The sequence below is a fragment of the Micromonospora sp. NPDC050200 genome (assembly GCF_040656135.1).
Classification (GTDB): domain Bacteria; phylum Actinomycetota; class Actinomycetes; order Mycobacteriales; family Micromonosporaceae; genus Micromonospora.
In genome coordinates, this window is sequence record NZ_JBFALG010000036.1 from 21,477 (window position 1) to 38,019 (window position 16,543).

18 protein-coding genes and 1 tRNA gene are annotated in these 16,543 nt (G+C 74.3%); 8 read left to right on the plus strand and 11 right to left on the minus strand.

Annotated features, from left to right (window positions below):
* Positions 1–122 precede the first annotated feature (122 nt).
* Together AB0I41_RS22545 and AB0I41_RS22550 are read left to right on the plus strand one after the other, a co-directional pair.
* Positions 123–1,364, plus strand: coding sequence for an alkaline phosphatase PhoX (locus AB0I41_RS22545; RefSeq protein ID WP_357110769.1), 1,242 nt, complete (start codon positions 123–125; stop codon positions 1,362–1,364).
* 212 nt (positions 1,365–1,576) lie between these two features.
* Positions 1,577–1,768 (plus strand): general stress protein CsbD, encoded by a 192-nt coding sequence (locus tag AB0I41_RS22550; protein ID WP_357110772.1) that lies wholly within the window; start codon positions 1,577–1,579, stop codon positions 1,766–1,768.
* 113 nt (positions 1,769–1,881) lie between these two features.
* On the opposite strand, the gene AB0I41_RS22555 is transcribed toward AB0I41_RS22550, so the two are convergent.
* From AB0I41_RS22555 to AB0I41_RS22580, 6 genes are all read right to left on the minus strand, one after another.
* Positions 1,882–1,955: transfer RNA gene (locus tag AB0I41_RS22555), tRNA-Ala, on the minus strand.
* Between the two features lie 201 nt (positions 1,956–2,156).
* Positions 2,157–2,954: a hypothetical protein gene (locus AB0I41_RS22560; RefSeq protein WP_357110775.1), complete on the minus strand. Its 798-nt coding sequence runs from the start codon at positions 2,952–2,954 to the stop codon at positions 2,157–2,159.
* Positions 2,955–3,131: 177 nt separating this feature from the next.
* A complete protein-coding gene (locus tag AB0I41_RS22565) occupies positions 3,132–3,782 on the minus strand; it encodes a GNAT family protein (protein WP_357110777.1) in 651 nt (216 codons plus the stop codon).
* Positions 3,779–5,071: a gephyrin-like molybdotransferase Glp gene (gene glp / locus AB0I41_RS22570; protein ID WP_357110780.1), complete on the minus strand. Its 1,293-nt coding sequence runs from the start codon at positions 5,069–5,071 to the stop codon at positions 3,779–3,781. Before glp ends, AB0I41_RS22565 begins: the two co-directional genes overlap by 4 nt.
* The gene (locus tag AB0I41_RS22575) at positions 5,068–6,027 is read right to left on the minus strand and encodes a UTP--glucose-1-phosphate uridylyltransferase (protein WP_357110782.1); all 960 of its coding nucleotides are present in this window, start codon (positions 6,025–6,027) and stop codon (positions 5,068–5,070) included. Before AB0I41_RS22575 ends, glp begins: the two co-directional genes overlap by 4 nt.
* A gap of 9 nt (positions 6,028–6,036) precedes the next feature.
* Complete coding sequence (locus AB0I41_RS22580; protein ID WP_357110785.1) at positions 6,037–8,226, minus strand: diguanylate cyclase; 2,190 nt, start codon at positions 8,224–8,226, stop codon at positions 6,037–6,039.
* A gap of 84 nt (positions 8,227–8,310) precedes the next feature.
* Between AB0I41_RS22580 and AB0I41_RS22585 the strand changes: the two genes are divergently transcribed.
* From AB0I41_RS22585 to AB0I41_RS22595, 3 genes are all read left to right on the plus strand, one after another.
* Entirely contained in the window at positions 8,311–8,967 is a 657-nt protein-coding gene (locus tag AB0I41_RS22585) for a 5-formyltetrahydrofolate cyclo-ligase (RefSeq protein ID WP_357110788.1), read from the plus strand.
* Positions 8,968–9,028: 61 nt separating this feature from the next.
* Positions 9,029–9,394, plus strand: coding sequence for an FmdB family zinc ribbon protein (locus AB0I41_RS22590; RefSeq protein ID WP_357110915.1), 366 nt, complete (start codon positions 9,029–9,031; stop codon positions 9,392–9,394).
* A gap of 506 nt (positions 9,395–9,900) precedes the next feature.
* Positions 9,901–10,506 (plus strand): flagellar biosynthesis protein FlgA, encoded by a 606-nt coding sequence (locus AB0I41_RS22595; RefSeq protein WP_357110792.1) that lies wholly within the window; start codon positions 9,901–9,903, stop codon positions 10,504–10,506.
* Between the two features lie 177 nt (positions 10,507–10,683).
* Here the strand turns inward: AB0I41_RS22595 and AB0I41_RS22600 are convergent, their stop codons facing one another.
* Positions 10,684–10,854, minus strand: a complete 171-nt coding sequence (locus AB0I41_RS22600; RefSeq protein ID WP_357110795.1) for a hypothetical protein — start codon at positions 10,852–10,854, stop codon at positions 10,684–10,686.
* A gap of 250 nt (positions 10,855–11,104) precedes the next feature.
* On the opposite strand from AB0I41_RS22600, the gene AB0I41_RS22605 reads away from it, so the two are divergent.
* The gene (locus AB0I41_RS22605; RefSeq protein ID WP_357110798.1) at positions 11,105–11,653 is read left to right on the plus strand and encodes a hypothetical protein; all 549 of its coding nucleotides are present in this window, start codon (positions 11,105–11,107) and stop codon (positions 11,651–11,653) included.
* Between the two features lie 13 nt (positions 11,654–11,666).
* Here AB0I41_RS22605 and AB0I41_RS22610 read toward each other — a convergent pair whose 3' ends face one another.
* The gene (locus AB0I41_RS22610) at positions 11,667–12,149 is read right to left on the minus strand and encodes a hypothetical protein (RefSeq protein ID WP_357110801.1); all 483 of its coding nucleotides are present in this window, start codon (positions 12,147–12,149) and stop codon (positions 11,667–11,669) included.
* A gap of 197 nt (positions 12,150–12,346) precedes the next feature.
* On the opposite strand from AB0I41_RS22610, the gene AB0I41_RS22615 reads away from it, so the two are divergent.
* Together AB0I41_RS22615 and AB0I41_RS22620 are read left to right on the plus strand one after the other, a co-directional pair.
* Positions 12,347–12,775, plus strand: a complete 429-nt coding sequence (locus AB0I41_RS22615) for a Fur family transcriptional regulator (RefSeq protein ID WP_357110804.1) — start codon at positions 12,347–12,349, stop codon at positions 12,773–12,775.
* 59 nt (positions 12,776–12,834) lie between these two features.
* Positions 12,835–13,692: an oxygenase MpaB family protein gene (locus AB0I41_RS22620; protein ID WP_357110806.1), complete on the plus strand. Its 858-nt coding sequence runs from the start codon at positions 12,835–12,837 to the stop codon at positions 13,690–13,692.
* A gap of 301 nt (positions 13,693–13,993) precedes the next feature.
* Here AB0I41_RS22620 and AB0I41_RS22625 read toward each other — a convergent pair whose 3' ends face one another.
* Genes AB0I41_RS22625 through AB0I41_RS22635 form a run of 3 tightly spaced genes read right to left on the minus strand, consistent with a single transcriptional unit; the run spans position 13,994 to position 16,508 of the window.
* On the minus strand, positions 13,994–14,932 hold the full coding sequence (locus AB0I41_RS22625) for a PD-(D/E)XK nuclease family protein (RefSeq protein WP_357110809.1): 939 nt from the start codon (positions 14,930–14,932) through the stop codon (positions 13,994–13,996).
* Positions 14,933–14,989: 57 nt separating this feature from the next.
* Complete coding sequence (locus AB0I41_RS22630) at positions 14,990–15,604, minus strand: MarC family protein (RefSeq protein WP_357110812.1); 615 nt, start codon at positions 15,602–15,604, stop codon at positions 14,990–14,992.
* 40 nt (positions 15,605–15,644) lie between these two features.
* The gene (locus AB0I41_RS22635) at positions 15,645–16,508 is read right to left on the minus strand and encodes a PHP domain-containing protein (protein ID WP_357110918.1); all 864 of its coding nucleotides are present in this window, start codon (positions 16,506–16,508) and stop codon (positions 15,645–15,647) included.
* Positions 16,509–16,543: the final 35 nt, after the last annotated feature.

Sequence of the window (16,543 nt, forward strand, 5' to 3'; positions counted from 1 at the left end):
CCGGGGACGCCACGAACGTTACCGGGCGATATCCCAGCGCGTCAGCCGTCCAGGGTGGGCTGTTCACAGAGCGCTCATAGCTTTGGCGAGTCAGCCTCACGATCACCCATAGGAGACCATGCATGCGCCGCACCCTGAGTGCTGCTTTCGCGCTGGGCCTGGGCCTGCCCCTCGGCCTGGCCGCCGCCGCTCCGGCCGTCGCCGCCACCGGACCGATGGCGTTCGAGCCGATCGCGGGCTCGGCCTACAGCCAGATGTCGACCAACTGGAGTGAGCCGCTCGTCGCTCCTGAGGGCTTCACCCAGGACCTCGTCGCCGACGAGACCGTGCTCAACATCTACGGCGGCACCACCGACGACCTCACCGACATGAACACCGTCAATGAGACCGGACCGCAGGCTGGCCGGTACCTCTACCGCACCCAAGAGGTCGGATCAAACGGATCTCTGTCGGTCATCGACCTCAAAACCGGCGAGGCGAAGGTCATCGCCCAGCGTGCGGACTGGCGCCGGCTCGACGGCCTACGCTGGACCTCCTGGGGCACCCTCCTCTTCGCCGAGGAGACCGGCGGTGGCCGCCTCTTCGAGGCGTTCCTCGACCCGAAGGACCTCACGACCGTCACCCGGATCGAGGAGCGCCGCGAGGTCGGCATCCTGGCTCACGAGGGCATCGAAGCGCTCGCCGACGGCACCGTCTTCGTCATCGACGAGCTCAACGGCGGCTCGATCTACAAGTTCGAGCCGACCACCCGCGGGGATCTTTCTGACGGTCAGCTCTATGCGCTCAAGCTCACCGGCCTCACCGACGCCGAGCAGAAGTGGAACCAGGCGACCTACAGCAGCAAGGTCGGCGCCTTCGAATGGGTCGCGCTCGACATGAACCAGGTCGTCGTTGACGCCGACGCCGCATCCAACGCAGTGAACGCCACCGAATTCGGCCGCCCCGAGGACGTCGAGGTCATCGGCAGCACGCTCTACGTGGCCAACACCAGCGAGGACCGCGTCGTCGCGATCGACCTGAACAAGGACGTTCTTACGAGCTTCGTCGAGGCCGGCGTGAACGTGCCCGTCGAGAGCCGCAGCGCCGGTGTCACCGGCTTCAACAGCCCGGACAACCTCGCCCAGGGCCCTGACGGCCGGCTGTGGATGGTTGAGGACAACTTCGCCAGCGACATCTTCGTTGCCGGCAACGACACCGACCAGGACGGAACCGCGGACAAGGTCGAGCTTTTCGCCTCGCTCAAGGACCCGGGCGCGGAGATCAGCGGCATCTACTTCGGCAAGGACCCGAGGACCCTCTTCTTCAACGTCCAGCACCCCGACAAGCCGTACGCGGACGGCACGTGGATGATCAGCCAGCGCTGATGCGTCGATAATGCCGCCCGTGAGGGGCCCCGTCCACGCGGCGGGGCCCCTCACTACATCTACCGCGAGGCGCCGTCGGAGGCGACCCAGACCGCACTCAAGCGCCTCGGTGACCAGTTCGGGAGTTCAGCGGGGTTTTATCCACGGACGGGCGGGGACGCGGGCCAGGAGGGGCGGACAGCGCCCAGGTCCGCGAACGACAGGGAGGCGACATGAGCTTGGAGAGGGCGAAGGACAAGGTCGAGCGGGTGGCCGGTGCTGCCAGGGCGCGGATGGGCGACATGGCCCAGAACGAGCGGTCGCAGTCGGAGCGGGTGATGCAGCGGGATGAGGCCCAGGGCAGGCAGCCCGGCGAGCACGTCCAGGAGGACGCTCGGAACGCGGGGGAGAACTTCACGACCTGACCCGGCACGTCGCGGCGCCCCCGGCCTTCGTGCCGGGGGCGGTGCTGAACTTCCGCTGCTGCACAAGATCGAAAAAGGCCGTCTCCCACTGGGAAACGGCCTTTGACCTGAGGTGGAGCTGAGGGGATTTGAACCCCTGACCCCCTCGATGCGAACGAGGTGCGCTACCGGTCTGCGCCACAGCCCCTCCGCCGGCGAACCGGCTTCGGTCCCACCTGGCTTTCACCAGGCGGGCCGGCGACAAGGCTAACAGGTAGACCGCCTCCGCCGCGAATCACCCCCGGCGCTCCCGCGTCAGCCCCTCGAAGATCGACTCGGGATGCGGCATGTCGGGGTGTCCGGGCGGCGGGCCGCCACGACATGCCGCACAGTGCCGACCCCGACGGACTCAGGCGGGATGGGAGCCGCGGCCGGACTGGTACGCCCGGCCGCGCAGCCCTCCGGCGCGCCGGTAGGAGACCGAGCCGCCCCCGCTGGACGCCGCCGGCAGGTCGCCCGACCGGTCCAGGCCCATCGCGCTGCGGCGTACCGCCTCGCGCTGGGCCGCCAGGCGGCGCTGCGCCTCCCGGCGGGCCGCCGCCCGGCGGGCCTGCTCCCGCCGCACCTCGGCCTGCCGGGCGGCCAGCCACGCCGCCTCGCGGGCCTGGATCCGCCGCCGCCGGCGCTCCGCCACCGCCCGCTTCCGCAGGTGTACGACGTACGCCACGAGCAGCGTCGCGGTGACCGAGAAGCTGATCCAGAACCCGGGGCTGACCACGATCACGCCGACCAGTTCGACGAAGTTGAGCAGCAGCAGCGCGGCGAGCACCCGGCGACGCCGGTAGACGGCCGGGGTGTGGCGGCGCCGGGGCGGGGGTCGACGGCGGGCTCGGCGCGGGGCCGGCGGGACGGCGCGCAGCCGGCCCGACCGGCGGGACGGCGCGGGGGGCGCGGAGATCGGGGCGCTCAGACCTCCCGTGTTCGCATCTTCACTGAGGGTGACCATAAGGGTGCGGGACGGGTTGACGGGCCGCCGTCCCGGGACAGTACGACGCCGCCGGCGGCGCTGGAGCACCCGCGCCGTCGACTGCGCCCGCTCCGCCACCAGCCGCTCGGTGGCGTCGTACCGGCGGACCAGCGCCGGCGCGAGGGCGAGCAGGCCGGCGGCGGCGAGGACGGCGAGGAGCACCGAGGTCGGCACCCTCACCCCTCCCGTCACCGAATTCGGGGCAACCGCACGACGACCGCAGGATCTTCCCCGGATGGTCGTCCACGGCGCAGATCGTACGGGCGGGCAGCGCTTGCCACAGCTTGCAGTTACTTGAGGTTACGGGCCGTCGACCGTGATGCCGGCACGCCGCGCCGATCCCACCCGTGGGACGGCTCACCCGTTGCGGTCGCGCACCTGGTGCCAGCGGGCCAGCAGACCGCCCTCGGCGGCCACCTCCTCGCTGGTCATCGCGTATCCGATGTGGTCGCGCCACGCCCCGTCGATGTGCATGTAGCGCACGTGGTACGCCTCCTCGCGGAAGCCCAGCTTCTCCACCACCCGCCGGGACGGCCGGTTCTCCGGCCGGATGTTCACCTCGACCCGGTGCAGCCCGCCCGGACCGAACGCGTGGTCCACGGCGAGCGCCATCGCGGTGGGGATCACCCCGCGGCCGGCCACCCGGGAGTCCACCCAGTACCCGACGTACCCTGAGCAGAAGGCCCGCCGGACGATGCTGCCCACGTTGAGGTGCCCGACCAGCCGGTCCCGGCCGTCCTCGCGGAGGCAGACCGCGAACGGCATCCCCTCGCCGGTCCGCGCCGAGCGTCGCAGGTCCCGGTGGACGAAGCGGAACGCCGCCGGCGAGTTGGTCTCGTCCCAACTTCCCGGCAGGTGCGACTCCCACGGTGCCAGCCAGGCCCGGTTGGCGCGCCGCACCTCGGACCAGGCGGCCGCGTCCGAGCGCCGGTACGGCCGCAGCACCACCGGTCCGTCGGCCAGCACCACCGGCCAGCCGGGCGTCCGACCGAAGCCGAAAAGACTCACCGGCGCCGATCCAGCAGGAGCACGTCGACGGTGGAGCCGGCGGCGGCGGTGGTGACCCGCTCGCCGAGCACCATCAGTCCGTTCGCCTCGGCCAGCCCGGACAGCGTGAACGGCCCGCCCGGCAGCGGCTGGACGGTGTAGCCGCCGCCGCGCCGCTCGGCGACGTGCGCGGGCCGGAACTCGCGCAGCCCGCCCGGCGAGGTGATGGTCTCCAGCAGGTGCGCGCGGACGCTCGGCCGGAACACCGGCTCCGCCCCGGCCAGCAGGTTGATGGCGGGGCGGGCCAGCACCTCGAAGCCGATCAGCGCGGCGCCGGGGTCACCGGGAAGACACACCACGGGCACCTCCTCGGCGCCGACCGTACCGAATCCGAGTGCGGTGCCGGGATAGAGCGCCACCTCGGTGAAGGTGACCGGCCCGGCCCGGCCACCCTCCCTCCTGGACAGGATGCGGCGGACCATGTCGCCGGGGCCGGTGCCGGTGCCGCCGGTGGTGATGATCAGGTCGGCCCGCAGGGTCTGGTCCTCCAGCAGGCCGCGCAACCCCTCCGGGTCGTCGTCGCAGATGCCCACCCGGTACGCCAGCGCGCCCACCTCGGCCGCGGCGGCGGTCAGCGCGTGCGAGTTGGCGTCCACCACCTGGCCGGGCTGGCTGCCGCGGCCGACGTCGACGAGTTCGTCGCCGGTGGCCACGATGACCACCCGGGGGCTGGGCCGGACCACCACGTGCCCGATCCCGGTGGCGGCGAGGACGGCGACCAGCGCCGGCGAGACGTACGTGCCGGCGCGGGCGAGCAGGGTGCCGGCGGGCAGTTCCTCACCGGCGCGGCGGAGGCCGTACCCGCGCTTGGGGGTCCGGAAGACCTCCACCGCGGCCATGCCCTGGTCGGTCCACTCCACGGGGACGACCACGTCCGCGGCCACCGGCAGGGGCGCCCCGGCGGCGACGGAGAAGCACGAGCCGGGGGTGAGCCGGACCGGCCGCCAGCTCGCCGCCCCCAGGTCGCCGACCACGTTGAGCCGCACGGTACGGCCCGACCCCCCGGAGGGGGCCGGGCCGTAGCCGACGAGGTCCTCCCAGCGGGCCGCGTACCCGTCCACCGCCGCCTGGTCGAAGGCGGGGAAGGAGTGCGGCGCGACGACGTCCTCGGCGAGGACGTTGCCGTACGCCTGGGTGAGGTCGAGGTCGAGCGGAGGCAGCGCGCGCAACCTGCGCAGCACACTGCCCAGGTAGTCGGCGAGCGGCGTCAACTCGTTCGCGGCCGCCTCGGCGTCGGCCGTCGCTGTCATGTATTAGGACCGCCCGACGCGTCGGAGTTGACGAACTCGGCCAGCCACTTGCGGAACTCACCGCCGAGGTCGTCGCGCTCGGCGGCGATCTGCACCACGGTCTGGAGGTAGCCCAGGGGCATGCCGGTGTCGTAGCGGGTGCCCCGGTAGACGATCGCGTGCACCGGCACGCCCTCGTTGCGCAGCAGTTCCATGGCGTCGGTCAGCTGGATCTCGCCGCCGCTGCCCGGCTCCGTCCGGCGGATCGCGTCGAAGATCCGGCCCGGCAGCACGTACCGGCCGAGGACGGCGAGGTTGCTCGGCGCGTCCTCCGGCTTCGGCTTCTCCACCAGGCCGGTGACCTTGACGACCTCGCCGATGTCGGTCAGCTCCGGCTCGGCCGGATCGACCGAGGCGATGCCGTACCGCTTGGTATCCGCGGGGTCGACCTCGAAGAAGGCGAGCACCACGCCGCCGGTGCGGGCCTGGAGTTCCAGCATGGCCGGCAGCAGCGGCTGGTCGAGCTTGACGAACTCGTCGCCGAGCAGCACCGCGAAGGGCTGGTCGCCGACGTGCGACTCGGCGTACCCGACGGCGTGACCGAGGCCGAGCTGCTCGGGCTGGCGGCAGGTGTAGATCTCGGCGAGCTCGCTGGGGCGGCGCACGGCGGCGAGGGTCTTCTCGTCGCCCTTCTCCTCCAGCCGGGCCTCCAGGTCGGGACGGCGGTCGAAGTGGTCCACCATCGACGTCTTGCCGCGCCCGGTGATCAGCAGGACGTCACCGATGCCGGCCTGGGTGGCCTCCTCGACGATGTACTGCAGGACCGGACGGTCGACCACCGGCAGCAGCTCCTTGGGCACCGCCTTCGTCGCGGGCAAAAACCGGGTGGCCAGGCCGGCGGCCGGGATGACAGCCTTGACCGCACGGGGACGGCCGGTTGCGGCGGCCGTTGAGGGGTTCGCTGAGTGCTCCGACATGTCGCGAGACTATCGGCCACGGCTCTGCCGCGGCGGGTGAGGACCGGAAGACGCGCCGCCCGTAGCCGGCTGTGTCACACCCGCAGCGGGCCCCGACAGGCTGGCGGGGTGCCGGCCGGAGCCCTCCGCCGCCCTGGTTGCCGCCGGGCCGGCACGTGGCAGCCCGTCGTCCGGGCTGACCGCCCCGGCCGGCACCGGGATCTCCTCCGCCACCGCGTCGGCACGCTGCCCGGTCACCCGGTACCCGTCGCGCCCGGCCGCCTTGGCCGCGTAGAGCGCCTCGTCCGCGGCGTCGAGCACCTGCTGGCCGGTGGTGGCGTGGTCGGGGTAGACGGCGATGCCGATGGAAACGGTCACCGGGATCGCCACGTGCTCGTCCACCACCATCGGGGTGTCCCGCACGGCCGCGCCGAGCCGCTCGGCGACGATCGCGGCACCCCGGGCATCGGTCTCCGGCAGCAGCACCACGAACTCCTCGCCGCCCTGCCGGAACGCCAGGTCGACCTCGCGGATCTCGCCGCGTACCCGGCGGGCGAACTCGGCCAGCACGACGTCCCCGGCGCTGTGGCCGTACGTGTCGTTGACCCGCTTGAACCGGTCCACATCCAGGGCGAGGATGCTCAGCATCCGCCCGAACCGGCTGGCCCGCTCCACCTCGCGGCGCAGCGACTCACGCAGGTAGCGATAGTTCCACAGCCCGGTCAGCGGGTCGGTCAGCGAGAGCCGTTGCGCCTCCTCGTGCACCCGTACGTTCTCCACCGCCACTGCCGCGTGCCCGGCGAAGGTGCGCAGGGTGGCCAGGTCGTCGTCGTCGAACTCCTCGCCGCCCGGCCGGTCGTAGAGGGCCAGCACCCCGACCGCCGGGTCGCGTCCGGCCGGGTCGGCGCCGGCGGGTGCCGCGAAGGGCACCGCCACGTACGTCTCGCAGCGCGGCTCCCCCGCCGGCGTCTCGGCCGGGTCGACCCGGCCGCGCTGCGGCTCCCCGGTGGCCGCGACCGCGCCGATCACCCCGGCCCCGACCGGCACCCGCAGCGGCTCGGCCTCGGGCACCCGGCCCGCCAGGCCTTCGGCGCACTGCCCGACCAGCACGCCGTCGGGGTCGAGCAGCAGCACCGCGCCGGCCCGCGCCCCGGTCGCCGCGAGGGCGCTGCGCAGGATCACCCGCAGGATGCGTTGCAGATCATGGGTACTGGCCAGGGTGTCGCCGAGCACCGCGAGGTGCCCCCGCAGCTGGTCCCGGCTGCTGGTCAGCGCCGCCACGTAGCTGGCGGTCTCCCGGGTCATCCGGTTGAACGCGCCGGCCAGCCGGCCGATCTCGTCCCGGCTGCGCACCGGCACCCGGGCGGTCAGGTCACCGCGGGCCACCCGGTCCACCGCGCCGGCCAGCTCGACCAGCGGCCGGGTGGTCACCCGGGCCAGCCGCCAGGCCGCGAGCACGGCCAGCACGGCGGCGAAGAGCACCGCGCCGACCAGCACGGCGGGCAGCCCGGCCGGCTGCTCCCCGGGAACGGAGAGGACCAGCGGCAGGGGCTGCCCCGGCCCCGGGCCGAGGCGGCGCACGTACCGGCCGTCGGGGGTCTGGGTGACCCGGTCGCCGTCGGCGCTGCTCGCGGCGGCGAGCACCGCCTCGCGTACCCGGTTGGACTCGGTGGTGTGGGCGACCCGGCCGGGGGCGGCGGGACCGTCGAGCAGGGTGACCGCGACGCCGGTGGCGGCGGCCAGCCGGGCCACGAACGCCGGGTCGACCACCTGGGCGGCGGCGACGGTGCCGAGCGCGACGCCGGCCGGGTCGCGCAGGTCGACCCGGGCGCTGAGCGCCCGCACCGGCCCGACGACGGCCCGGTCGCCGGAGCAGTCCTGCCAGGGCGTCGGGGGCGCGCCGGGGGTGGCGTACGTCGTCGTGCCGGCCACGTCGGTGACCAGCACCGCCCCGGCCAGGCCCCGGCTGACCACCTGGGCGGCCGCGCCGGCGCGGGCGGCGGGGTCGGTGCGCAGCGCGACCGCGTCGGCGGCGGCCCGCAGCTGCTGACAGAGGGCGTCCACCGAGGTGCGGACGGTCGAGGCGGCGAGCCCGAGCCGTTCGGTGGAGCGACTGCGGTCGACGGCCGCGAGGGTGGTGCCGACGAAGACCGCCCCGAGCAGCACCGGGCCGAGCACCACCGCGAGGAAGGCTGCCGTCAACCGCCCGCGTAGCGTCAAGCTTCCCCCCGGAAGTTCCGCACCCGTTCCTGCGATGCTGACACAGAGCGACCGGTAGACGAGGTTTGCGTCAGGGAGTGTTGCGTGCCGGAATTTTCTGATGAAGCCCACGAGGCGAAACGCGAAAGGCGAGCCGCGCTGCTCGCCCACCGCCGGGCGCTGACCGCGCCGCGGCGGGCCGAAGCCGCGGCGCGCGTCCGGGCCGAGCTGGTCGAGCTGGTACGCCGGCTGCGCCCGCGCCGGATGACCGGGTACGTGCCGGTGGGCTCCGAGCCGGGCGGGCCGGAACTGCCGGACGCGCTCCGCGCGGCACTGCCCCGCCGGGCCGAGCTGCTGCTGCCGGTGCTCGGGGACGACCTGGACCTCGACTGGGCGGCGTACGACGGGCCGGGCTCGCTGGTGGCGGCCGGGCGCGGGATGCGGGAGCCGGACAGACCCCGGCTGGGCCGGGCGGCGATCGGCGACGCGGAGCTGGTGGTGGTGCCGGCGCTGGCGGTGGACCGGCGTGGCCTGCGCCTGGGGCGCGGCGGCGGCTCGTACGACCGGGCGCTGGCCCGGGTGCCGGAGACGGTGTTGACCGTGGCGCTGCTGCACGACGGTGAGCTGGTCGAGGCGCTGCCCGCCCAGCCGCACGATCGCCCGGTACGCGCCGTCATCACCCCGTCGGGCGGTCTGCGTACGCTGACCGGCGCGCCCGGTGTCGATCCCCCCACGTCCGCTGGACGAACCCGGGTCCCATGACGCACCATTGGCACTCGAAACCGTCGAGTGCCAACCGGCCGTGCCAGATCCGGAGGAGAACGTGCCCACGTACCAGTACGCCTGCACCGCGTGCGGCCACCAACTCGAGGCGGTGCAGTCCTTCTCCGACGAGCCGCTGACCGAGTGCCCCACGTGCGAGGGGCGGCTGCGCAAGGTCTTCAACTCGGTCGGCATCGTGTTCAAGGGTTCCGGCTTCTACCGCACCGACTCCCGCTCCTCCGGCTCGGAGAGCACGACCGGCGGCACCACCCCGAAGCCGGCGAAGTCGGACAGCGGCTCCTCTTCTGGCGAGTCGTCTTCTGGCGAGTCGTCGTCGACGAGCTCGTCGGCTAGCGGCAGCACGTCCGGCTCGTCCAACGGCGGGTCGGCCAAGGCCCCGGCCGCCAGCACCTCCGCCTCCTCCTGATCTCGAACGCCACCGCCCCCGCCGCCCCATCAGGCTGCGGGGGCGTTCGGCGTACCCGCCGTCCGGGCCTTGGCTTTCGTGCCCCGACTTCCGTGCCCGGGCTTCCGTGCCCCGGCTTTCGGGCTTTGTGCCGCTCGGGCCGGCGCGGGATCGACCGGGCCTCGGGGGCGGGTTCTGCCGGGGTGGGGTGGTCGCGAGTCCCGGGTTGATCTGGCGGGTCTGCCGACCCTGGTGGGTGGCGCTTTGGAGCTGATGGCGTGAACGATTCAGTCGGGCGGCGCCGCGACGTCGGTGACGAGGTGGATTCAGCCGCCCGGACCGTCGGGCCCGGCCGCCCGTCTGGGGCTGATCTTCGATAGCAGGTCGGGCGCCACTTCGGGCGTTGTCCACAGGCCCGCCGGTTGTCCACAGGCTGGTGCGCACGGCGCCCCGCGGCCGACCCCGCCGCCTAGCGTGCTGTCGACCGCCACGACGGCGGCCGGAGGGCGAGGGCGGGGGTGGGCGGCATGGCGGGTGGTGGCCCGGACGGGACGGGCTCGCTGCGCCCGGTGCGCTGGCTACACCGGCCCGGTGGCGGCACGCTGCTGCGCCTCGGGCTGGTCGCCGCCCTGCTGGGCCTCGCGGTGGTGGTCCTCGACTCGTCCGGCGGCTGCCCCACGCCGGTGCCGTCGTCGCCGGGTGCCTCGGCTGGGGGCGCGACCGCCGGGGGCACCCCGGCCACAGCAGCGGCCGGGGTCGGGCCGGCAGGTGGCCCGTCGGCCGGGAGCCGATCGGACGACGGGCCGCCAGGTGCGGGGCCTTCGGCCGGAGGTGGTCGGCCGGGAGCGCTGCCGCTGCCGAACGGGGCGGTGGGCGTACCGGTGCGGTTGGCCGAGCCCGCCGCGCTCGCCGTGCTCCGGCCGGGAGCCCGGGTCGACCTGCTGGTCGTACCGGCCGGCCGGGCACCGGCCGAAGCCGGCCTGCTGGCCCCAGGGGCGCTGGTGCTCGACGTGCTGGGCGGCGACGCCACCGACGGATCCTCGGCGCTCTACCTGGCGCTCCGGCCGGACCAGGCGCAACGCGCCGTCGGCCAGCCGGAGGGGAGCCGCTTCGCCGTCGTGGTACGCGGCTGACCCCGGCCCGCTACCGCGCGCCCACCACCGACCCCGCCGACGTCCCCACTTGCCCCTCTCCGCCGCCGCTGAGGCGTTACCGGACGAGTGCCGCTCCACCGGGCGGCCGCCGTGATCGCGGCTCGGCGCTCGGCGTCCAAGCCCGTGACGGGGCGGGACTGGACGGGGGAGGATTGGTCAGTCCCAGTGCGGCGGGCGCTCGGCGAGCAGCCAGTCGTCGTTGCCGCCGGTGCGTTCACCCCAGCCGTGGTCGGTGTCGTCCACTGTCTGCTCGGGCAGCACCACGAAATCCTCGCTGAGATCGACGGCGCGGTCGTCGTCGCGCACGCCCGGGTCCTCGATGCTCACGAGCGGCAACACTAGCCCAGCCCGGACCCATCCTGACGGCACCGCACCCAGCCACCGCACCCCGCGCCCCACCCGACGGCACGCCCAGCCCACCGCAGCCCGTACCCCGTCCGACGGCACGGCGAACCCGGCTGGGCGGTAGGGGGCACCTCGACGGCGGCGACCCGACCGGGGCGACCGATCTGACCGGAGACGGCGGGCCGCCGCGTCGGGCGGCCGACCGCTCGCGGCGTTGGTAGCGTCGGACGGCGTGACGACGCCCAGCGGTGCCAGCTCTGAGGACGAGTTCTGGCGACGGCCGCCCGAGCACACCGGCCCGACGGCGCCCGACGGCGCCCGCACGGCCCCCGACGCCGAAGCTGCGATGGTCGCCGAGCCAGCACCCGGTGCCACGTCGACAGCCGGGCCACACCCCGGCGGGCAGGCGACCGCCGGCCCGACGGCGACGACCAGGACGGCCCCGGGCGGGGTGGCGGGTGCGGTCACCCCCATCGCGCCGACCTCCCCGTCACCGTGGGCGGCTCCGACGGACGTACCGCCGGCACCGGTCCCTCGGCCGGCGGCCACGCGGCCCGGCGGTGGCTACGCCGGGCCGCCGCCGACCACTCCGCCGCCGCCCGGTTGGCGGCCGCCGGTGCGTCTCCGGGCCACCCCGCCCCGGGCGCTGCCGCCGCAGGACATGGAGGCCATCGACGCGGCGGAGCAGCGCGCGCAGCGGGTCACCTACGCGGTCGGCGGGGTGGCCGGGGCGGTGTTGCTGGTGCTGCTCTGCCTGCTCTGCTCCCGGGCGATCTTCTGAGTCGGCTGACCGGTCAGAGGGTGTTGCCCCAGACGGACGCGGCACCCGAGTCACCGGTCAGGTAGATGTAGATCAGCACGAACACCGCCAGCACCACGATGATGGCCGTGAGCAGCCAGTTGACCCAGGACGGCAGGCGCGGGGTACGCACCCGGCCGCTGGTCAGCGCCAGCAGCACCAGGGCCGCCACGGCGATCCCCACGGTGAGCCGGAACGTCGTCTCGCCGTACTCGGAATGCTCCTTGATCTTGGCGAGCAGCTCGGGCGGGTAGTGCTTGCCCTCCAGGAACTCCTGGAACGCCTCGCCGGACTCGGTCGCCATCCAGGCGATCACCGGCGTCACCACGGCGAGGATCGCCACCGCCCAGTCGAGCCGGGGACGCCACCGGGGCACCAACCCGTACGCGGAGGCCAGCAGCGCCAGCAGCGGGACGAGCACCACCGCGGCGTGGATCACCAGAATGTGGCCCGGCAGGCCATTGATCTCCTTGAACACCGACACCTCCGACGATGGATGCGGTTCGCCGCAGAAGCGTACGACGGTCCATACGTCGCGGCACGTCCGTCGATCGGTCACACGCGGCGCCGGCCGGCACGGTTCAACCTGCTCGACAACCGTCCTGAGCTGTGGCCGGGGCCACGTGCCCGCCGGGTTCGCTTGTCGACCCGGTGACCCCGTGCTGTCATTGCCTCATGTCCAGTGGCGAGGAGTTGCTCCGGTCGAGGGGCCTGCGGGTCACCCGGCCGCGCCTCGCCGTCCTGGACGTGCTGGCCGCCGGCGGCCACCTGGAGGTCGACGAGATCACCCGCCGGGTACGCGAACGCCTCGACTCCGTCTCCACCCAGGCGGTGTACGACGTCCTCGGCGCGCTCTCCCGCGCCGGCCTGTCCCGCCGGATCGAGCCGGCCGGCAGCCCGGCCCGGTACGAGGCCCGGGCCGGCGACAACCACCACCACGTGGTGTGCCGGGGCTGCGGTGAGATCGCCGACATCGACTGCGCCGTCGGTGGCGCCCCCTGCCTCGACCCGAGCACCGCCCACGGCTACGAGGTCGACGAGGCGGAAGTGACCTTCTGGGGGCTCTGCCCCACCTGCCAGGCCCGCCGCTCCGTCGACGAGTGAGCGGGGTCGGTGATCCGACGACCGGGTCGAGCCGGCGGGGCCCGTGGCACTCTTGGGCGGTGGACTCCGACGACATCGGCCTCTTCGGTCCGGGATCGGTCACCTGGAAGGTGCACGACGAGCCGGTCCTGATCGTCGCCGGCCTGCGTTCCCTCTACCTCCAGGCGCTGCACCCCCGGGCGATGGCCGGGGTGGCGCAGAACAGCAACTACCGCACCGACGCCTGGGGCCGGCTGGTCCGGACCGCCACGTACGTCGGCACCGTCGTCTACGGCACGACCGCCGAGGCGGAGGCGGCCGGTCGGCGGCTGTGCGGCCTGCACGCCCGGATGCGGGCCACCGACCCGTCCACCGGCGAGGAGTTCCGGATCGACGATCCGGAGCTGCTGCGCTGGGTGCACGTCACCGAGGTCGAGTCGTTCGTCAGCACCGCCCGCCGGGCCGGGCTGTCGCTGACCGACACCGAGGTGGACGGCTACTACGCCGAGCAGCGGCGCGCCGCCGCGCTGGTCGGGCTCGACCCGGCCGAGGTGCCGGGCAGCGCCGCCGAGGTGGCCGCCTACTACCGGGCGGTCCGGCCCGAGCTGCGGATGACGAAGGAGGCGGCCGAGACGGCCCTCTTCCTGACCGCGCCGCCGATCCCGTGGAAGCTGAGCCTGCCGGCCCGGCTGGGGCTGAATCTCGGACCGCCCCGCTGGGCGTACCTGGGGATCGCCGGCACCGCGCTCGGGCTGCTGCCGCCCTGGGCGCTACGGCTGTACGGCGGGCTGGGGCTGCCCACCACCGCGCTCTCGGCCGACCTGAGCGTCCGCGCGCTGCGCCTCGCTCTGGCCGCGCTGCCCCGCAACTGGCGGGAGGGGCCGATGCAGCAGGCGGCCAAGGAACGGGCCACCCGGCTCACCGCGCCGGCCGTCTGACCCGCCAGGCCGCGGCCGACGGGCCGTCGCCCAAGCCGACACAGGGCACCTGATCCGCCACGCCGTGCCTGGCCGCCGCGCGTCGCCCGAGCCGGCCCCGAGCGCCTGATCCGCGATGCCGTGCCCGCGGCGTCACACCCGCGACGCCGTGCCCGCCTGCGGCGAAGCCGGCACCCGCCCTCGTCGGCGATATTCCTGGCAGGAATATTCATGCCTGGCAGGCATATCACTCGTTCCCATACCCGTGGCCACGGGCGTCACGCTGGGTGAACAGGTGGAAGCCAGACGGGCGCCGGCGGGTTCAGCTTCCGCTGCCGGCGACGGCGGAGGAGTCGGCGTCGGGTGCGGCGGGGCGGTCCATCGCGGCCCAGGGGTCGCGGCCGGGGGTCTGCGCGCCGACCGGGCAGGTGCGGCGGTAGTCGCACCAGCCGCAGCGCGGCCCGGCCACCGGCGGGAACGCCTCGTCGGGGTCGGCCCCGTCGGCGACGGCCCGCTCGGCGACCATGATGTCGCGCGCGGTGTCCTCAGCACGGGAGAGCTGCCGGGCCAGCGACTCGGTGGTGTGGTCGTGCGCGGCGACCGTCCCGGTGGGCAGGTGGTGCAGCTCCACCCGGCGGCACGGCCGGCGGAACGTCCGCTCGGCGGCGTACGCGTACAGCGCCAGGGCCTGCGAGCCCCGGGCGTCGTCGCCGTCCAGGCCGGTGCGGCCGGTCTTGTAGTCGACGATGACCAGCTCGGGCCCGTCCGGGCCGGGTCGGGAGTCGATCCGGTCGGCGCGGCCGTTGAAGGCCAGCACCGCCGTGCGGACCGCGACCACCCGCTCCACGCCGAGCGGGTCGACGCCCGGCTCCAGCGTGTCGACGTACGCCTCCAGCCAGCCGAGCGCCCGCCGGTAGGCCTGCCGCTCCTGCTCGTCGTCGCGGTAGCCCTCACGCACCCAGGTGCCCTTGAGCAGCCCGGCCAGCGCCTCCGGCCGGCGTCGCTCCGGGGCGAGCGCGTACCAGTTCTTCAGGGCGGTGTGCACGCTGGCACCGAGCGAGTTGTGCGCCCACGGCGGCCCCTTCGGCGGGGCGGGCCGGTCGACGTAGGAGTAGCGGTAGCGGCGGGGGCAGTCCTCGTACGCGCCGAGTCTGCTGGGGGTGCAGACGAAGAGCCGCTCCGGCATGCCCTCGAAGCCCAACTGCTCGGCACGGGGTCGGGGCGCGCCCGCGGATCGTCCAGCGGAGGAGGCTCGTCGCACGGGTCCGATCCTGCCACCCGGGTACGACAGCGCCCCGCCGGCACCGCCCAAAAAAGGTCAGGCCATGTTCATGTACTGCGTGACGAAGGCGGCCACCGCGTCGGCGATGAGCTGCACGGCGATGGCGGCCAGCAGCAGGCCGGCGATCCGGGTCAGCACCTCGATGCCGCCGGGGCGCAGGATCTTGACGATGCCGCCGGAGAAGCGCAGCACGATCCAGACCGTGACCATCACCGCGACGATCGCGGCGGCGATCGCCGCAGTGTCGCCGAGCCCGTTGGCCTGCTGCACGAAGAGCATGGTCGCCACGATGGCGCCGGGACCGGCCAGCAGCGGGGTACCCAGCGGCACCAGCGCGATGTTGGAGGTGACCTGCTGGCTGGGGTCGTCGGCCTTGCCGGTCAGCAGCTCCAGCGCGACCAGCACCAGCAGCAGGCCGCCGGCGGCCTGCAACGCCGGCAGGTCCACGTGCAGGTAGGCGAGGAGCGTCTGGCCGGCCACCGCGAAGACCACGATGACACCGAGCGCCAACGCGACCGCCTGCCAGGCGGCCCGGTTTCGGTCGCGGGCGGCCAGCGGCCCGGTCAGGGCGAGGAAGATGGGCATCATGCCCGGCGGGTCGACGATCACCAGCAGGGTCACGAAGACCTCACCGAAGAGCTTGAGATCCACCGGCCAACGGTAGCCGCGCCCCCGGGGACCGAAAAGCGGATCAGCCGGAAGCGACCGGGGTCACCCCGCGGGCCTGCCCGACGATCCGCTCGTACGCCTCGGGGGCGGTGGTGTGCGCGCCCAGCCGGACGGTCTTGTGCGTGCCGTGGAAGTCCGACGAGCCGGTCACCAGCAGGCCCGACTCGGCGGCGAGCGCGTGGACGTGCGCGGCCTCGGCCGGCGAGTGGTCCTCGTGGTCGGCCTCCAGGCCGGCCAGCCCGGCGGCGGCCAGTTCGACGATCAGCTCGTCCGGCACGATCCGGCCCCGCCGGGTCGCCCGGGGATGGGCGAAGACCGGTACGCCCCCGGCCGCCCGCACCAGCTCGACCGCCCGGAACACGTCGATGTCCTCCTTCGGCAGTCGGTAGCGTTCGCCCAGCCAGTCCGCCCCGAACGCCTCGGTCGTGGTGGCGACCAGGCCGGCCCGGATGAGTGCCGCCGCGATGTGCGGCCGGCCGACGGTCCCGCCGCCGGCCGCGGCCATGATCTGCGGCCAGCTGACGTCGATCCCGTCGGCGCGCAGCAGCTCGACGATCCGTTCGCCACGCACCTCCCGGGCGAGCCGCACCCGGGCCAGTTCGGCGACGAGCTCCGGGTGGTCGGGGTCGAAGAGGTACGCGAGCAGGTGCAGCGGGACCGCCGGCTCGACGCCGTGCCACCGGCAGGAGATCTCCGCACCCCGGATCAGGGTCAGGCCGGGCGGCAGGGCCCGTACCGCGGCGTCCCAGCCGGCGGTGGTGTCGTGGTCGGTGATCGCGACGACGTCCAGCCCGGCGTCGGCGGCGGCCCGGACCAGCTCGGCCGGGCTCAGCGTGCCGTCGCTGGCGGTGGAGTGGGTGTGCAGGTCGATCGCCGGGCGCGAGATCACGCTCCGACGCTACCGCTCACCCGGGCCGGGCC